The following is a 17,177-nucleotide window of genomic DNA, read 5'->3' on the forward strand; positions in this document are numbered from 1 at the left end:
TCGTCCGCGTCAGCGGGACAGCGACAGGATGAGCGTCCGCTGACGGCCGTCCTCGCACTGACCGATGACGGTCCAGCCGGCTGACTCGTAGAGCCGCCGCGCGGGTGCGTCGGGGTGGGTGCCGAGCCAGGCCGTGGGGTGTCCTTCGACGACGCGGTCCAGCAGCCGCCGGCCCAGCCCGCGCCGCCGGTGGGCCGGGTCCACCGCGAGCTCCGCGACCTCGAACGCCGGCGGCCGGAGCAGGTGGTGCAGGTGCGGCGCCACGCAGCTGTGCACCAGGGCGTAGCCGCGATCTCCGGGCACCTCCCCGCGAGCGGGCCAGCCGTAGACCAGCCCGGCGACGGTCTCACCGTGCCACGCCACGAACCCGTGAGCGCCCGGTGTGGCCATGCCCCGGTCGAACCGCCCGTCCGTGAAGCGGGCGATCTCCTCCTCGGTCTCCGAGTAGGGCGGCGCCGCGAAGCACGAGCGGTACAACCGGAACACCTCCGATCGCAGCTCCAGCAACGCCTCCGGGTCCGCGAACCGCACCTGGTAACCCACGGCGACCAGGATGGCGGCCTGCCGGGGTTCTGTCACGACCCCCTGCGCCGGAGCTCACCCCAGGCGTGGTGCGGCGACGATCCGCTCGGCGACCAGTGGCGGCGGCGCGGCGACACCGGGACCGCCCGCGTCAACCCAGTCGGCGACACCGTGCACCGCCTCGTCGTCCAGGACCGATCCCACCCACACGGGTTTCGCCCCCGCGGCGCGCGCGGCCGGGCTGGGCTGGACCACGACCACGTTCGACCTCTCGCAGGCGTCGAGGCAGTCGGCCACGCGCACGGACGGGAGTCGTTCGCGCAACAGTTCCAGCTGGCGGTCGTGGTCGACCTCGGGGTGCTTGCGCGCGGTGCCGCAACAGCAGCCGCGGCAGACGGTGATCCGTGACGTCATGACGTTGTCCCACCCGCTTGCGCGCTGGAGCCAGGACAGCGGCGAGTGCCGGACGTCTGCATCGGAACCCTTTCCCGCACATCCACGACAGGAGTTGGTGACACCGCGCGGAACGGGTGATCGGGCTCGCCTCGCGAGGAGGCACACCGTTGCGGGACAGCGCCGGACTCGCACCGGACTTCCCCCACGCCGCGCTGAACGTCTCCAGGCTCTCACGTCCTGGGCGGAGATCCGATGTGGGGAGGAACACCGCGTGCGGGACGACGCTCAGCCCTTGCCGGGGTGCCCTTTGCCCTTGGCCGGCGGCGCGGGCTTGCCGTGCTCCGGCTTCTTGGCGGGCTCCTCGTGGTGCGGGCTCACCTCGGCGACCAGGACCGGGGCCGGCGTCTGCGTCCGGGGTGAGTCGGTTGTCGGTGCCGGGGCGTCGGTCGTGGACGCCGGAGGAGGTGCGGTGGTGGTCTGCGCGGGTGCGGACTCGCTGGGAGGCGACGGTGAGAGGACCGCGAAGGCGACGCCCGCGGCGGCCATCACGGTCGCCGCGGCCGACGCGGCGAGCAGACGTGTCGTGCGACGTGGTCGCGCGGGAGGTACGACGTGGGTGATCGGCCGGTCCGGATCGCGCAACACCCTCGCGCACTCCGCGGCGCTGGGGCGGCGGCGTGCGGACAGGGACGTCATCAGCATCAGCAGGCGTTCGAGGTCGGGAGGAAGGCCTTCGGGGATGAAGGGTTGCCGGTGCAGCCGCGCCACCGCGGCCTCGATCTCGCTGCCCTCGTACTCGCGGTGGCCGGTGAGGCATTCCAGCAGGACCAGGCCGAGCGCGTAGATGTCGACCGCCTGGCCGAACTCGTCCCCGCGCACCTGTTCCGGGGCGAGGTAGGCGGCGGTGCCGACCACCTGGTCGGTCCGGGTGAGCCGCGTCGAGCCGATCAGCCTGGCGAGGCCGAAGTCGGCCAGGTGGGCGTTGCCGTGCCGGTCGAGGAGGATGTTGGACGGCTTGATGTCGCGGTGGACGACATCTCGCGCGTGGACGTACGCGAGCGCATTGGCGAGCTGGGTGCCGAGGTGCCGAACGTCGTCCACCGCGAGCGGCCCGTCGGTGAGGCGCTCGCGCAGAGTGGGACCGTCGATGAGCTGCAGGACGACGAACGGGGCGCCGTCGGCGGTGCCCGCGTCGTGCACCCGGACCAGACCGGGGTGGGACAACGCGGCGAGGGTCTTGACCTCGTTGGCGAACCGGCGCTCGTGCGAGAGCTCGGAGCCGGCCCGGAAGAGCTTGACCGCGACGTCGCGGTGGAGCCTGGTGTCCCGGGCGCGGCGGACCTCGGCCACGCCGCCGGTGCCCAGCAACTCGGCGATCTCGTAGCGGTCGGCGAGCATGCGGTCGTGAGCGGACGAGGTCATCGCAACCCTTCTCCGGCGGTCGGTCGCCCCTGTGTTCCCCCGTCCCGGGAACCCCAACCACCCGATTCCGCCGGGCGGTCGCCGATGACGACCGCCCGGCGGCTGGCAGGTTCCCCGGCTCAGCCGCTGACCGAGGCCGAGAAGTTGTCGACCGCCAGGCCGACGCCGCCGTTCCACGGCTCGAACCCGGCCTGGATGCTGGTCAGGTACCAGGAACTCGTGATCGCACCACGGGCGCGCACGTCGTTGATGAAGTCGAGCACGTTGAACGACCACGAGGTGATCGCCGACGGCGCGACGTAGGAGATGACGTTGTTGGAACCGTTGCTGCCGCGCCACACCTGCCAGCTGCGCCCGCCGATCGTGGTCGTGCCGACCGCGCTGCCGATGGGCTGGATCGAGCCCTGGCGGTGGAACCAGATCATGATCTCCATCTGGTTCACGCCGTTGGTCTTCGGCGTGGGGTCGAGCCAGATGTCGTACGAGGCGTTGTAGGTGCCGCCCGCGTACCGGTAGTTGATCGACGACGTGGCGCTGCGGATCCGGCTGACCTGCATCGGCAGGGTCGAGCCGGGGGAGCAGTTGGTGTAGTGGCAGCCGAGGAACACCGACGGGTACGACACCGGCGCGCCGTTGGTCGGGGCGGAACCCTGCTGAGTGGTGATCTGGAAACCGGACGACGTGGCGTTGATGCACTGCTGCGCCGAGGTGCCCCACCGGTTGTTCTGGACCACGTAACGGCCCTGGATGGTGGTCGAGCCGTACTGGTCGCAGATGGTCACATCGGCCTGGGCCGGACCCGTCGTCGCGATCAACGTGCTCGCGACGAGGAGGCCGGCGGCAGCGACGGCACGGATGGTCCTTCGCATGATGACTCCTACAGGAGATTATGGGAGCGCTCCCAATGTACCGGCGTGTCAATGATCAGGAGGATTTGTCGAATGAGTGCTTGAATGGTCGCGTGATGGAGAAACCCCTGGCAGCGCTTGGTTTTGTGACCATTTCCCTACCGCCGCCGGGTGTCGAACGGCAGGTCGAATCGACGGGGCCGCTTTTCCGAGTTCGCGCCGTTGCCGGATCCGGCAACGGTCTTTTCAGTCGTGGGCGAACATCCGGCCTGTGCCTCGTGCGGGCTCGCTAGGTTTGATCCACCCGCCTCGACCACCTCGCCCGGGGGAACAGTGCACCGTTTCGCGGCCAGTCCCGCCCTGGCGAGACTGGAATGGATCCTCGACGGCCTGGACGGGAAACCCGGCTGGGGAGCGGACGCATCCGACGTGCTCGCGGCTGCGTTCACCGCCGTTGTCACGCCCGAGCGGTACGTCGAGGTCACCCGCGGCCGCGCTGCCCGCTACGCACCGGTCGTCGTGGTCGGTCTCGACGTCGGCGAGACCACCGCGCGGGCGCGGATCCTCCGCCGCGACGGCACCGTCGACGTCGTCACCTGCGTCGTCGAGACCGCACGGCCGCATCGGATCGCCACCACGTGGGTCGAAGGACTGGTGCCGGCCGGTCTGACACCGGGGTTGCCGGTCGATTTCACCGACCACGACCTGCCTTCCGCCGCCACGGGTGCCCGGCTGGTCGTGTTCTCCGGGGTACCCGGTAGCGGGAAGAGCACCCTGGCCGACGCCGCGGGCGCCGAGCTGGGGATCCCCGTCTTCGCCACCGACTGGCTGCTCGGCGCGCTGACGCCGTTCGGAGGGCGTCATTTCGAGGACCCGCTGGCGATGGCCGAAGAGATGCTGACCACGCTCGCCCTGCGACAACTGCTCGCCGGACAGTCCGTCATCCTCGACCACCCCACCGAACTGGTCACGACCAGGGAGCGCTGGCGCAGCCTGGCCCGCCGGGCCGGTGCGGAGTTCCGCGTGGTCGTGTGCCGGTGCTCCGACCCGCAGGTCCACCGTGCGAGGCTCGAAGGCCGCGGCCGCGGAATCCCCGGTTGGCACGACTCGGGCGACTGGTCCGATGTGCGGCAGCGACTGGCGAGCTTTCCCTGGCACGGCGAAGCGCTCACCGTGGACACCGTGCAACCGCACGAGCTCGCCTTGGCCGCGGTTCTACGGCACATCATCGCCTGACCGGCTTCCGCGCCACGGCGGTGGCGGGTGCTACGGGGTGGCGTCCTGCTGCTCCAGCCACTTCAAGACCGCCCGGTTCAGCTCTTCCGGCCGTTCCTGCTGGATCCAGTGACCGGCGTCGAGGCTGATCACCTCCGCGCGGGGCACGAACTCCGTCAGCCTCTCCGACCGGGCCACCGGGTCGCGGTCGCCGTGGACCACGAGCGCGGGCTGCCGCAGGACCGGGTCCACGTCCGCCAGCAGGTGCCAGTTGCGGTCGAGGTTCCGGTACCAGTTGATGCTGCCCGTGAACCCCGTCGCCTCGAACGCGGAGACGTAGACGGCCAGTTCGTCGTCGCTCAGCAGGGGGTCGCCGAGCGGTGTCTCCGCGGTGGCGAGGTCGATCATCACCATGCCCGGCCCGGGGGCACCCGGGGGCACGTTCTTCCGGTAGAGGTTGCGCAGGAAGCGGGACGTGTTCGCGTCGAGCACGGCGTCCGCGACTCCGGGCTGCCGGGTGAAGTGGACGAAGTAGAAGTCGCCGCCGAGCACCGCTTCCATCGACTCGATCCAGGGGCGGTCCCCGCGCTCCTGGTAGGGCAGGCTCAGGTTGACCAGCTTGCCGACTCGGTGCGGGTGCAGCAGGGCCAGTCCCCAGACGACGAACGCACCCCAGTCGTGGCCGATGAAGGTGGCGTCCTCGTAGCCGTAGTGGTCGAGCAGTCCGACGAGGTCTCCCGTCAGGTGTTCGAGGTCGTAGTCCGCCACGCCGGCCGGGCGGGACGAGTTCCCGTACCCCCGCTGGTTCGGGACGATGACGTGGTAGCCCGCCTCGACCAGGGCGGGCAGCTGGTGGCGCCAGGAGAAGGCGTGTTCGGGCCAGCCGTGGCAGAGCACGACGGGCTTTCCCGCGTTGTGCAGCCCCGCTTCGAAGACTTCGAGCTGCACGCCGTTGACCGGGACGAGGGTGGGCTCGGGAAAGCGGTGGAGCTCGCCGGTGATGTCATGACGCGATCATGCCGACCGAAACCGGTCACCCCGTGACCGCTTTGTCTGGGAATCTTGCGACGTGCGCACCGATCGACTCCTGGCCGTCCTCCTCCTGCTGCAACGACGCGGGCAGGTGACGGCGGCGGAGGTCGCCCGTGAACTGGAGGTCTCCGAACGCACCGCCCGCCGTGACCTCGATGCCCTGGCCACGGCCGGGGTGCCGGTGTACGCCCTGCGGGGCAGGGGTGGCGGCTGGCGTCTCGTGGGTGGCGCCCGCACCGACCTGTCCGGGTTGACCGCGAGCGAGGCCCGCGCCCTGTTCCTGGTCGCCGGCCCGGCCTCGGTCGCGGCACCGGGCGTGAAAGCCGCTCTGCGCAAGCTCGTCCACGCCCTGCCGGAGCCCTTCCGGGAGCAGGCCGAGGCAGCGGCGTCGTCGGTGGTCGTGGACCCGCGGCGGTGGGGGGCGGGTCCGGACGGGCACCGGCCGCCTCGCTTCCTCGACCAGCTGCAGGACGCGGTGATCCGCGGCGTCCAGGTGCGGCTCGGCTACGTCGACCGCGAGGGCGCCGAGACCGGGAGGACCGTCCACCCGCTGGGCGTCGTCGCCAAAGGCCCGGCGTGGTACCTCGTGTCCCACACCGAAGCCGGTCGCCGGACCTTCCGGATCGACCGCGTGTCGTCCGTGGACCCGACCGGCGACCCCGTGCACCGGCCCGAGGGCTTCGACCTGGCCGAGAGCTGGCGCGCGATCGCGGACGAGGTCGACCGCAGGCGAACGCCCCTCGGGGCCCGGGCGCTGTGCACGCCCGGTGAGCTGGGAGTGCTCCGGATCGCGTTCGGCGGCCGTCTCGAGGTGGGCGGTGCCGCGGCGGACGGCCGCATCGAGGTCGTGGTCCGCGGCCACGACGAGCACGTCCTCGCCGGCGAGCTCGCCGCGCTGGTCGACTGGGTCGAGGTGACCGGTCCCGCCGGTGTGCGGGACCGCCTGGCCTCGATCGGCAGCGCGCTCGTCGGCAGATACGCCTGAGACAGCGGCAGATCGCCGAGCTCGCCCTTCACGGCCGTGAGGGTGAGGCCGGCCCGCGGCTCAGTCCCGCAGGCCGCGCTCCGCGAGCTTGCGCTGGGTCCGGCGGCCCTGCGCGACCATCACCGGGATCGCGCGCAGGCCGAAGCGCGGGAACGCGTCGGCGAGCCGGGCCAGTGCTCCGCGCCATCCCGGCACCGTGGTGACCGGTTTCGGCCTGTCGAGCACCCTGGCGACGGCGGCGGCGATGTCGGCGGGCTGCAGCAGCGTGCCGGAGAACGACAGCGCTGCCGCCGGATCGTCGAGCTTGTCGTACAGCATCGGGGTCCAGATGCCGTCCGGGCAGACGCACGAGATGTCGACGTCCCGCACACCCGCCTGCCGGAGGTCGGCGAGGGTGCTGAGGCTGAAGCCGATGGCCGCGTGCTTGGAGGCGGCGTAGACCGCCTCGCCCACCACAGCTGTGATGCCCGCGAGGGACACGACGTTCACGACGTGGCCGCCGCCGCGACCGCGCATGGCCTGGATCGCGGCGACCGTCCCGTTGATCGTCCCGAGGGCGTTGACCTCGACCATCAGCCGCCGGGTGGCGGCGTCCTGCTCCCACGCGGGGCCGGTCACGAGGACGCCCGCGTTGTTGACCCAGACGTCGAGCCGGCCGGCGCGGGCGACGATCTCGTCGCGCGCCGCCGCCACGGCCTCGTCGTCACGCACGTCGAGCACCCGTGCGATCGCGCCGAGCTCGGTGGCCGTCGCGGTCGCCGTGGCTTCGTCGACGTCGGTCACCATCACCGTGTGACCGCGTTCGACCAGCATCCGCGCGACCAGCTTGCCCACGCCGCGTCCGGCTCCGGTCACGACCGCGCCCGCTTTTGCCGTCATGGCAGGAGTATCGCGTCCTTCCGCGTCACCGCGAGAGGCATCAGGCGGAGTGCCACGTCACGGCGCTGTCGGTGTCCGCGCGGCTGGTGCGGAAGCCGTTGGCCGGGTGCGTCGTGTCCGGGTGGCCGAACGAGACGCCGACGACGACGCGCCGGGAGTCCGGGAGCCCGAAGTGCTCGCGCAGGAAGCCGGAGCACCCCGCGAGCGCGGCCTGGGGTGCCGCGCCGAGGCCGAGGCTCTGGGCGGCGAGCAGGAACGAGTTGAGGTAGAGCCCGCAGTCGATCGCGCCGTAGACGCCGAGGTCGGCTTCGGTGGTGATGATCGCGACGTGCGGTGCGCCGAAGAACTCGAAGTTGCGCAGCATCTGGCGGGCGGCGCCCTCGTGATCGCCGCGTTCGATGCCGAGGCTCGTGTAGAGCTGCTTGCCGCACTCGCGCCGGCGTTCCTGGTAGGCGCCCGTGTACTGCGCGGGGAAGGGGAAGTCCGGCTGGCCGGGGCTGGTCCGCAGGTGCTCGAGCAGCCCGGCGCGCACCCTGTCCGTCGCGGCGCCTTCGGTGACGATCACGTGCCACGGCTGGGTGTTGCACCACGACGGAGTGCGCTGAGCGAGGGTGAGCATCTGCTCGATGGTGTCCCTCGGGACCGGCTCGGGCAGGAACTGCCGGCAGGTCCACCGCTCGGCGAGCAGGCGGTCCAGCGCCTCGTGCAGGTCCGGGGACGTGACGGCGGCCGTGCTCACGGGAACCTCCAACGTGGTCTCTTTTCGAGACGGACGCTAGCACGAACCAGTCTCGAAAAGAGACCACCTTCGGTAGGCTTCCTCTCATGCGGTACGAACAGCTCGCCGACCTGCCCTGCTCGATCACCCGCCCGCTGGTGGTGCTGGGGGACCGGTGGACGCTGCTGGTCCTGAAGGAGGCGTTCTCGGGGGTGCGGCGGTTCAACGCGTTCCAGAGCAACCTCGGGATCCCGCGCAGCCGCCTGCAGGACCGGCTCGGCAGGCTCGTGGACCACGAGATCCTGGTGCGGAGGCAGGCCGACGACGGCGACCACGCCGAGTACCGGCTCACCCGCAAGGGACACGACCTCTACCCGGTTCTGATGGCGATCAAGGACTGGGGCGACGCCCACATGGCACCGGACGGTCCGCCGGTGCGCTACCGGCACCGCGAGTGCACCGGCGAGGCACGGGTCGCGCTGGCGTGCGACTGCTGTGGAGAGCTGATGACGGCGCACGACGTCCACCCCGAGCCCGGCCCCGGTCTTCAGCCGTACGTGGAAGCGGGTGCACGGAACTAGTTCTCCTGCGGCCACGGCAGCTGGATCCGGTCACCGGCTCGGCGCCTGACCATGTGGCGGTGGTAGTGGAACACCGTCTGCGACGCGTCGGCGCCGACGTTGTCGATCATGTTCAGGTGCTCCCAGCCGAGCGCGTTGGCGAGCTGGGCGGCCCGCACCGCCACGGTGCCGGTGACCGTGGGGTCCTCGGTCGCGGTGGCGACGTGGCAGCGGGGCAGGACGAGGACGTGGCCTCCGCCGGCGGTGACGGCGTTGGGGGGAATGATCGCGATCGCGTCCGGCCACTCGTGGACGACCTGGGCCGGGACCTCGCCGGCGGCGATGGAGCAGAACGTGCAGGTCTGGGTGGTCGGCATGATTCCACCCTGAGTCGAGTGATCGACTGGAGGAAGGCGTTGCCCGTTTCCTCGCGCAACAGGAAACGGCACGTCTCACTTCCGCCGTGCCGCACGCAGGGCGTCAGGTTCGAAGTGCGCGACAAGCTCGCCGACCAAGCCGGCCGGCGCGCGGCGAACCGCTGGCATGCCGGACAGGGCTCACCCGGGTCACCGGTTCACGGCGTCCCGACCCGCTCGGCCACCGCGGCGAGACGGCGTGAGTTGACCGGGTCGGGTGCCCGGAAGTGCAGTTGCCGCGCCATCTCGAGTGCTCGGCGCGCTGCGTCGAGGTCGCCCGTCGCGGCGTGCACTTCGGTCACGTCGAGATGGGCGGCGACGGCGAGATGCACGTCATCCGTGTCGTGGTAGAGCTGTGCGGCGATGTCGAAGTGGCCGGCCGCGGCCTTGGTGTCGCCGATGACGCGGAGGCTGCGGCCCAGCTCGCTGTGCGCCAAGCCCTCGGTCATCTTGTTGCCGGCGTCGGAGACCGGTGCCAGCGAGGCGCGGAAGTGCTCTACCGCCTCGCGGTGCCGGTGGGCCCGTGCGTGCGCCTGACCGAGGGAGACCAGCGAGTCGCCTTCCTGGCCGACGAGACCGTCCTCGCGGGCGATGGCCAGTGACCGTTCGAGAGCTTCGACCGCGCCGGGGAAGTCACCGAGCAACGACTTCGCGTCGCCGATGTTCTGCAGGGTGATCGCCAGGTAACCACGGTCATCCGTCGCGGTGAACATCGGCAGGGTCGCCTCGTACGAGGCGAGAGCGCGGGTGTCGTCGCCCAGTTCGTGGTACATCCAGCCGAGGTTGTTGAGCGTCGCCGCTTCTCGCTGGCGGTTCCCGGTTTCCCGCGCGAGCGCGAGGCACCGCTGCTGTTCCACCACAGCCTCGGCGACGCGTCCGGCGCGGACGAGGGCGATCGAGAACTGCACCCTGACCGGGCATTCGAGGTCGGGGTCGCCGAGCTCCATCACGGCGTCGACCGCGGTCCGCAGCAGGCGCGTGCCGAGCGACCACGCGCCGCGGTGCTCGAAGAAGCCGCCCATCAGGAACGGGATCTGCCAGGCCGCGTCGTGCCGTCCCGTGGACGTGGCGTGGCGGACCAGCGCGATGAGGTTCGACTTCTCGTCGTCCAGCCACGCCAGCGCGTCGAGCGCGGTGTCGAACGGTGCCGCCGGGTCGGCCGCGAAGACCATCGGGCGGTACGGCAGGAGCAGCCGGTCCACCGCGGCCAGTCTGCCGACGTACCACGCGTAGAGCCGGTCGAGCGCCGCCCCGCGGTCCCTCGGGTCCTCCTCCTCGTCCGCGCGTTCGCCGGCGTACAACCCGATCAGGTCGTGGAACCGGTAGCGACCGTCCACGTGGGACTGCAGCAGGTGGGCGTCGTGCAGCAGCTCCAGCAGCCGCGTGCTCTCCGCTGTGCCGGTGGCGTCCAGCGCGGCGGCGGCCTCGGGTGTCGCGTCGAACCCCGGGACCAGGCCGAGCCGCCGGAACAACCTGCGCGGGGACGGTTCCAGGCGTTCGTACGACAGCGCGAACACCGAGCGCACGGCCGCCTGGCCGTCGTCCGCGACCTCCAGCGCGCACAACCGGTTGCGGGCCAGGTCGGCGACGAAGTCCGCGAGGCGGCGGCGTGGTTGGTCCAGCAGGTTCGCGGCGGCGATCCGCAACGCCAGCGGCAGATGACCGCAGGCCTCGGCGACCGCGGCGGCGGCCTCGGGTTCGGCGTCCACGCGCCTCTCGCCGAGGAGCGCCACGAGGAGCTCGTGCGACTCCTGCGGGCTCAGGGGCGCCAGCAACAGGCGGTGCGCCCCGTTGATCGCGACGAGACCACCGAGACGGCTCCGCGAGGTCACCACCGTCACGGTCGTGGCCGTGCCGGGCAGCAGCGGCCGGACCTGGTCCACGTCGTGCGCGTTGTCCAGCAGCACGAGCATTCTGCGGTCCGCCACCAGGGACCGGTACAGCCCGGCCGCGTTCTGGGGTTCCTGGGGAACCTGCTCGGCCGGCACGCCCAGCGCGCGCAGGAACTCGCTCAGCGCGTGTGCCGCGTCGACCGGCTCGGCGGTGGCGGCTCCGCGCAGGTCGACGTAGAGCTGGCCGTCGGGGAAGTCGGCACGCCTGTGGTGCGCCCACTGCAACGCGAGCGCGGTCTTGCCGACCCCGGCCGCACCCGCGATCGCGGAGATCGTCACCAGGCCCGCACCGCGCGCCACCACGGCGTCCAGTTCCCCGAGCTCGCCCACCCGGCCGCTGAAGTCGCGGGGCGCTGCGGGCAGCTGCGCCGGCCGGGGACGGCTCGGCCGCGCCGGGAGGTCCAGCACCGGATCGGCCCGCACCACTTCCTGGTACCGGGTGCTCAGTGCCTCACCGGGATCGACTCCCAGTTCGTCGCGGAGCAGTTCCCTCGCGTGCTGGTAGGTCGCCAGCGCGTCCGCCTGCCTGCCGCAGCGGTAGAGGGCGAGCATGAGCTGGGCCCGCAACCGTTCGTGCAACGGGTGTCGCGCCACCACCTCGGTCAGCTCCGCCACGAGGTCGCCGTGCCTGCCGAGCTCCAGGTCAACGTCGACGCGTTCGGCCAGCACCGCGAGCCGGCGGTCGGCCAGCGCGTCGGACATCGTCAGCACGGCGGGAACGTCGGCGAACTCGGCGAGCGGAACACCGCGCCAGAGCCCCAGTGCTTCGCGCAGCAACGCGGTGCGCCGGCCCAGGTCGACGGTCGCGTGGGCGTCCGCGACCAGCCGCCGCATCTCGTCGGCGTCGCACTCGTCCGGTGCCACGACGAGCCGGTAGCCCGCGGGCCCGTGGACTATCCGGTCCGGATCGCCGAGCTTCCTGCGCAGCCGGTGCACGTAGAGCTGCAGCGTCTTCCTCGCGGACGCGGGCGGTTTCGCCTGCCACAGCGCATGGGCGAGCGCGTCGGCGGAGACCGGCGAGTTCGCGTTGCAGAGCAGCACGGCGAGCAGACGGCGGAGCATCGGCTGGTCCAGTTCGACGTCTTCCCCGTCCACCGCGAGGCGAAGTGGACCGAGCACGCCGAATTCCATCTTCATGACTGCCTCCCCAGGGACAACGGTGGCACCGCGCCGATGAAACCGCGGTGAAACCGATGAACTCCAGGGTGTTCCGCAGACGTTCCAGTCGAATTTCCAGCTACCGCGGAATCGCGCGTGAACAAGGGAGAGAACATGCTGTGGAGGAAGTTCGCCGGCAAGCTCAGGACCGCGGGGGTCGCCGTGGCCTCGCTGACCGGCGTCGTCCTGGCGGGGCAGCCGGCGACAGCCGGCACACCGGCCGTGATGGCCGACAGGTCCTGCACGGTGACCACTCAGTGGATCTGCAAGACGGCACCGCTGTGGGTCGGCAGCGGTGCCAACCCCCACATCGCCACGGTGGGCATCCCGTGGGGGGCGCCGTGGGAGCCGGGCATGCCGGAAGAGGTCAACTCGTTCGTCATCGTGCGGTACCTCGACGCTCCGGGGGACCCGGAAATCCTGCGCGACAACAAGAAGCGCGGAGAAGAACACGACATCTGGCGCAAGGGCTGGCCGGCCGGCAACTACTCAGCCGAGCTGCACTGCCGCTATTCGTGCCAGGGCGCCACCCTCTACTTCGACAACTGACGGATCAGGAGCGACGAATGCGCAGAAACGGTGTTCTCCCGGCTTTTCTCGGTGCGGCCCTCGTGGCGGCGCTCACCTGGACCACCCCGGCGTCCGCCGCCCCGGACCAGCGATCCGGCGGTGTCACCGCACTGGCCGACTGCCCGCGGGTCTCGAACTCCTACGACATCGGACCCGGCGCCACGGGCGGCAACGTCCTGGAGGTGCAGTGCCTGCTGAACCGCACGCTCTCCTGGAACGCGTTCCCGTTCGTGATCAAGCGGGACGGCGAGTACGGCCCGGTCACCACCGCGGCGGTGTGGGAGTTCCAGGAGTGCGTCAACGCCAGGGGCACCCCGATCGGGGTGGACGGACGTGTCGGCCCGCAGACCCTGCCGCACCTGCGCTGGTGGGGCAACGTGCACAGCCCCGCCACCGGTGAGCGGATCTGCTGACGGACCGGCGAAGCTCCTGGAGGGGGACATGAAGAAGAGGCTCTCGAAACGGATCGCGGCCGCCAGCGCCGCCGTGCTGCTGCTCACCTCGGCGCAGGCGGCGGTGCCACCGGCAGGGATGGCGGCCAGACCCGCCTGTCCCGCAGAGCTGACGGACCCGATGTCCGCCGCGATGGCGGCACGGGCGTGCGACGGCCGGGTGGAGGTGCTGTCCCAGCGCACGGAGACGGCCAGGGTGTGGGCCCGGCCGGAAGGCGGCTTCAGCACCGAGATCCACGCCGGTCCCGTCCGCTACCGCGACAACGGCGCCTGGCGGGACGTCGACCTGACGCTGCGGCAGACCGCCGACGGTGCGGTGGAGCCGGTCGGGCATCCGCGCGGCCTGCGTTTCTCCGGCGCCACGACGAGCTCCGGCGAACGGGTGCTCGCGCGGGTGGAGACCGGTGACGACTCGGTCAGCACGCTGTGGACCGGTCCGCTGCCGGTTCCGGTGCTGGACGCGAACAAGGCGACCTACCGGGAGGTCCGGCCGGGCGTCGACCTGGTCCTGACGGCGACCCGGCTCGGGTTCGAGCAGTCGCTCGTCGTGAAGGACCGGACGGCGGCGGCGCAGGTGGCGACCCTGACCATGCCGTTGCGCAGCAAGGACCTCAGCTTCGAGGCCGACGGCCCGGTCTCGTTCGCGATCCGCGACGGCCGGACCGTCGTCGGCCGCGTGCCGACGCCGGTGATGTGGGACTCCTCGGTCGGCACGAGCGGTGAGCGGGCGCGGGAGAAGGAGCTCGCCGTCCAGGCCCTGTCGCGCGGATCGGCGCGGTCCGCGGTCGACCTCAGCCTCGCCGCCGACCGGAGTTGGTTGCAGGACCGGGAAACCCGGTACCCGGTGACGCTGGACCGGCAGGTCGAGCTGGACCCCACGTCCGACACGATCGTCCGCAGCGACCAGCTCTCCACCAGCGGCAAGCCGGACCACTCCGGCGCCGACTACCTCGCCTACGGCAAGGCGACCAGCTACCTCGCGCGGTCGTTCATGCAGTGGCCCGCGGCGCAGCTCTCCGGCGCCCGGATCACCGGCGCCACGCTGAACCTGTGGAACTGGTACTCGGGCAGCTGCTCGCAGACCGGCTGGCTCGTCTGGGACACCGCCCCGTACACCAACCCGATCTACTGGGACACCGCGCCAGCGCTGCTGAGCAACGACGGCTACTCGACCCGGACGGCCGGCTTCAGCCCGGCGTGCGACGACGCCTGGGTGAGCGCCGCGGTGGTCCCGCTGTTCCAGCGCGCGGCCGACGCCGGCAAGCCGACCGTGTTCATGGGCCTCACCTCGTACAACGAGAGCAACCCGAGCCTGAGCTGGAAGCAGGTGCGGTCGTTGCAGGCACCGGATTCGTCGAAGATCCCGGTCGTGCGGATCGACTACGAGTACCCGCCGCAGAGCGGCCTCTACCGGTACGGCGTGAACTACCCGTACGGGGTGGGTGCGGTCGACTACGCCTATTCGGCCGAGCACGGCATGTGGAAGAACGTGGACGGGCTGACTTACGGCCACAACTACTACAAGGAGTTCTTCATCCCAGGGCGGGTGGAGAAAGAGTGGAAACCGCCGCACGACGTCAACAGGACGGCGCTGCAAATAGCGGCAGGAGAGGCCGGTGCCCGCTACACCGCCAAAGACGCGAACGAGCATCTGCTGTTCGACGCCAACCGCGATGACGTGCTCGACCAGCCGACCGGCGGTCACGCCTTCCACGAACACGCCGGCCGCAGCAGGAATGGGGAGGTCCCCAGCGGCCAGATCCCGTTCCACAACTTCTGGTTCGACGACAACTGGTTGGCCAGGCACATGGCCCAGGCTTACGGCCGCCAGCAACCCAACGGCCTGAGCGATCTCGGCGGTCCGCGCGACCACGTCCGCTGGAGGGTTCTCTCCGGCGATCAGAACTGGTACCCGTACGACAGCGTCGCAGGCATCGACCCGGACCACGTGGACAGGCTGGCGTTGGACGGTCTCTTCTACCTGTCCAAGGGCCCGCAGCAGACCGCTCTCGACAAGTGGAGCCGGATCCTTGCGAAGGCGGGGAGCTTCTTCGACTTCTCCACCCGCCTGCACACCTACCCGTCGCTGCACGAGAACTACCACGTCGGGCTGGCCAAGCTGCTCGTCGACCAGATCCTCGCCCACCACAGCGGGCTGACCGCTGTCCAGCGAGCCGAACTGACGCTGCACTCGGTCTCGTTGCGAGGGCTGATCATCCAGAAGCAGCAGCGGATGGGCGGCACCGGTGCGCTGCTCGGGTGGACAACGGCGACGGACCTGGCGGCGAATCCCAGGTCGTTGATGAACACCGAGTCCCTCGCGGTCAACGCGCTGGCTCTCGGCGCCGGCGCCAAGCAGACGTACAGCCCGGGCCAGGCGCCGCTGCAGACCGCGGCGGGAGGCAACTACCTGAGAACGCCCAGTGGCCTGCTCCAGGCCCTTCCCGGCACCAGCAGCGCGGGCCACATGACCTACGGGCCGAACCACGCCCTGGCTCCGGGCAGCTACAACGTGGAGTTCGTGCTGCGCTCGATCACCCCTGCCTCTGGCAGTCAGGTGGCCAACATCGAGGTCTACGACGCCAGGACCCGTGGCCCGGTCACCCCGATCAGGATCCTCAGGGCTGAGGATTTCGCGACCGGCGGCACCTACGACCGGTTCGTCAGGTTCACCGTCCCGATCACGGTCGCCTCGGCCGACAACAGCCTGGAGTTCCGGGTCTGGTGGTACGGCTCGAGCCCGCTCGACGTCGCCGAGATCCGGGTGCGCTGACGAAGTCGGCTCGGCTTTCCGGTGGCCGCTCCTCGGAGCGGTCACCGGTTCGCCGCGTCCGGGCGTTGCCACGGTGGGCAACCACGGGCGAATGGGGGTTCGAACGTGACGACGCATCTGTCCTATGTGGACGGAATCGTCCGTCTGGTCGGTCAGGGCCCCGGAGAGTTCCGGCCGGAACTGACCTGGGACACCGTGGAACGCGAGTTCGGTCTGCGGTTCCCGTCGGACTGCCGGGCCTTGATGGAACGGTTCCCCTCCGGCGGCTTCCGTGAGTGCGTGGAGGTGGTGTGCACCGGTGAGGACAACCTCCTGAGGTGGACCTGTCGGGCATGCCGGTCGAGTTCTTCAGGTACCTGCGCGGGTTCTGGCGAGGCCGTACAGCGGCGCGTCAGGCGGCCTGGCGTGAACGGTTCTCCACCACACGGACGTCAGCCGTCGGCGAGGTCCTGCCCCATGAGCCGGCCCGTGAGCTCGACGCAGCGCATCCGGGCGGGGGAGAAGTCGTACGGCATCTTGGTGAACGCTTCGTAAGCGCTCATCTCCCTGTCCTGCTCCACGTCGTCGTCGAGCGCGAACAGCTCCTCGTCGGCGGCGTCCAGCCCGGCGGCCTCGATGGCGCGCTCCAGTGCTTTGTGGTGGGCGAAGCGCTGGGCGGCCAGTTCGTCGACGCGCGGGTCGTCGGGTGCGACGCCGTCGTCCAGGGTGGCTTCGGCCGCGTCGAGGCGGTCCTCCTCGGCCCGCAGCCCGGGGTGGGTGGCCAGCACGACGAACACCCCCGCCTGGACCGCGGCGGCCTGCGCGCCGAAGATCCGCTCCGTGATCATCAAAGCGTCCACATCGGACGGACGCAGCGCGCCGGGAGGCAGGTGGCGGAGCCGGTCCGCCACCAGGTCCGAGAGCAGTCCCAGCGGGCTGCCCACCTCGCGCAGGCGCTGGACGGCCGCTCGCTGACGACGGATGGCGGCTTCCCGGGCGGCGAGCGTCTCCTCCAGGCGGCCCAGGTTCTCCTCGACGTCGCGGCTGCCGTCGAACGCGGCCCGCATGTCGTCGAGCCTGATGCCGGTCTCCGCCATCTTGCGGATCCACAGCAGCCGGACCATGTCGTCGTGGCCGTAGCGGCGGCGGCCGTCCGCGCTCCGCTCGGGCTCCGGGAGCAGGCCGATCTGGTGGTAATGGCGCACGGCGCGCGGGGTCGTGCCGGCGAAGGCGGCGGCGTCGCCGATCTTGACGTGGCGGGGAGGCGTGAACGAGAGGTGCATCGCGGACGGGGCCTTTCGAGCTGGGGTACCTCGAAGGACAGCACATGCCGCTGCGTCAGGTGCAACTCCCCACCCGC

16 protein-coding genes are annotated in these 17,177 nt (G+C 71.0%); 6 read left to right on the plus strand and 10 right to left on the minus strand.

Annotated elements, in window-relative coordinates; all coding sequences use genetic code 11:
- Positions 1–9: 9 nt before the first annotated feature.
- From BLQ91_RS10565 to BLQ91_RS10580, 4 genes are all read right to left on the minus strand, one after another.
- A complete protein-coding gene (locus BLQ91_RS10565) occupies positions 10–579 on the minus strand; it encodes a GNAT family N-acetyltransferase (RefSeq protein ID WP_090096534.1) in 570 nt (189 codons plus the stop codon).
- Positions 580–597: 18 nt separating this feature from the next.
- Positions 598–936, minus strand: coding sequence for a hypothetical protein (locus tag BLQ91_RS10570; protein WP_090096535.1), 339 nt, complete (start codon positions 934–936; stop codon positions 598–600).
- A gap of 267 nt (positions 937–1,203) precedes the next feature.
- Positions 1,204–2,340 carry a serine/threonine-protein kinase gene (locus BLQ91_RS10575; RefSeq protein ID WP_090096536.1) on the minus strand — a complete coding sequence of 379 codons (1,137 nt, stop codon included), beginning with the start codon at positions 2,338–2,340 and terminating at the stop codon, positions 1,204–1,206.
- A 119-nt stretch (positions 2,341–2,459) separates the two neighbouring features.
- Positions 2,460–3,209, minus strand: coding sequence for a GH12 family glycosyl hydrolase domain-containing protein (locus BLQ91_RS10580; RefSeq protein WP_090096537.1), 750 nt, complete (start codon positions 3,207–3,209; stop codon positions 2,460–2,462).
- 312 nt (positions 3,210–3,521) lie between these two features.
- Here BLQ91_RS10580 and BLQ91_RS10585 point away from each other — a divergent pair, with 312 nt between their 5' ends.
- Complete coding sequence (locus BLQ91_RS10585) at positions 3,522–4,424, plus strand: AAA family ATPase (RefSeq protein ID WP_176959658.1); 903 nt, start codon at positions 3,522–3,524, stop codon at positions 4,422–4,424.
- 30 nt (positions 4,425–4,454) lie between these two features.
- Here BLQ91_RS10585 and BLQ91_RS10590 read toward each other — a convergent pair whose 3' ends face one another.
- A complete protein-coding gene (locus BLQ91_RS10590; protein WP_245733313.1) occupies positions 4,455–5,351 on the minus strand; it encodes an alpha/beta fold hydrolase in 897 nt (298 codons plus the stop codon).
- Positions 5,352–5,472: 121 nt separating this feature from the next.
- Here BLQ91_RS10590 and BLQ91_RS10595 point away from each other — a divergent pair, with 121 nt between their 5' ends.
- On the plus strand, positions 5,473–6,420 hold the full coding sequence (locus BLQ91_RS10595) for a helix-turn-helix transcriptional regulator (RefSeq protein ID WP_090096540.1): 948 nt from the start codon (positions 5,473–5,475) through the stop codon (positions 6,418–6,420).
- A gap of 60 nt (positions 6,421–6,480) precedes the next feature.
- On the opposite strand, the gene BLQ91_RS10600 is transcribed toward BLQ91_RS10595, so the two are convergent.
- Both BLQ91_RS10600 and BLQ91_RS10605 read right to left on the minus strand, forming a co-directional pair.
- Complete coding sequence (locus BLQ91_RS10600; protein WP_090096541.1) at positions 6,481–7,299, minus strand: SDR family oxidoreductase; 819 nt, start codon at positions 7,297–7,299, stop codon at positions 6,481–6,483.
- Positions 7,300–7,339: 40 nt separating this feature from the next.
- Entirely contained in the window at positions 7,340–8,038 is a 699-nt protein-coding gene (locus BLQ91_RS10605; RefSeq protein ID WP_090096766.1) for a nitroreductase, read from the minus strand.
- An 86-nt stretch (positions 8,039–8,124) separates the two neighbouring features.
- On the opposite strand from BLQ91_RS10605, the gene BLQ91_RS10610 reads away from it, so the two are divergent.
- Positions 8,125–8,598, plus strand: a complete 474-nt coding sequence (locus tag BLQ91_RS10610; RefSeq protein ID WP_090096542.1) for a winged helix-turn-helix transcriptional regulator — start codon at positions 8,125–8,127, stop codon at positions 8,596–8,598.
- On the opposite strand, the gene BLQ91_RS10615 is transcribed toward BLQ91_RS10610, so the two are convergent.
- The gene (locus BLQ91_RS10615; protein ID WP_090096543.1) at positions 8,595–8,954 is read right to left on the minus strand and encodes an HIT family protein; all 360 of its coding nucleotides are present in this window, start codon (positions 8,952–8,954) and stop codon (positions 8,595–8,597) included. The genes BLQ91_RS10610 and BLQ91_RS10615 overlap by 4 nt on opposite strands.
- 197 nt (positions 8,955–9,151) lie before the next feature.
- Positions 9,152–12,022: an AfsR/SARP family transcriptional regulator gene (locus BLQ91_RS10620; RefSeq protein ID WP_090096544.1), complete on the minus strand. Its 2,871-nt coding sequence runs from the start codon at positions 12,020–12,022 to the stop codon at positions 9,152–9,154.
- A 135-nt stretch (positions 12,023–12,157) separates the two neighbouring features.
- Here BLQ91_RS10620 and BLQ91_RS41145 point away from each other — a divergent pair, with 135 nt between their 5' ends.
- Genes BLQ91_RS41145 through BLQ91_RS10635 form a run of 3 tightly spaced genes read left to right on the plus strand, consistent with a single transcriptional unit; the run spans position 12,158 to position 15,838 of the window.
- Positions 12,158–12,592, plus strand: coding sequence for a hypothetical protein (locus BLQ91_RS41145; protein ID WP_090096545.1), 435 nt, complete (start codon positions 12,158–12,160; stop codon positions 12,590–12,592).
- A 17-nt stretch (positions 12,593–12,609) separates the two neighbouring features.
- A complete protein-coding gene (locus BLQ91_RS41150) occupies positions 12,610–13,026 on the plus strand; it encodes a peptidoglycan-binding domain-containing protein (protein ID WP_176959659.1) in 417 nt (138 codons plus the stop codon).
- Positions 13,027–13,054: 28 nt separating this feature from the next.
- A complete protein-coding gene (locus BLQ91_RS10635) occupies positions 13,055–15,838 on the plus strand; it encodes a DNRLRE domain-containing protein (protein WP_090096547.1) in 2,784 nt (927 codons plus the stop codon).
- Positions 15,839–16,269: 431 nt separating this feature from the next.
- Here the strand turns inward: BLQ91_RS10635 and BLQ91_RS10640 are convergent, their stop codons facing one another.
- The gene (locus BLQ91_RS10640) at positions 16,270–17,100 is read right to left on the minus strand and encodes a MerR family transcriptional regulator (protein ID WP_090096548.1); all 831 of its coding nucleotides are present in this window, start codon (positions 17,098–17,100) and stop codon (positions 16,270–16,272) included.
- Positions 17,101–17,177: the final 77 nt, after the last annotated feature.

It is taken from the genome of Lentzea jiangxiensis, from assembly GCF_900104175.1.
Lineage (GTDB): Bacteria > Actinomycetota > Actinomycetes > Mycobacteriales > Pseudonocardiaceae > Lentzea > Lentzea jiangxiensis.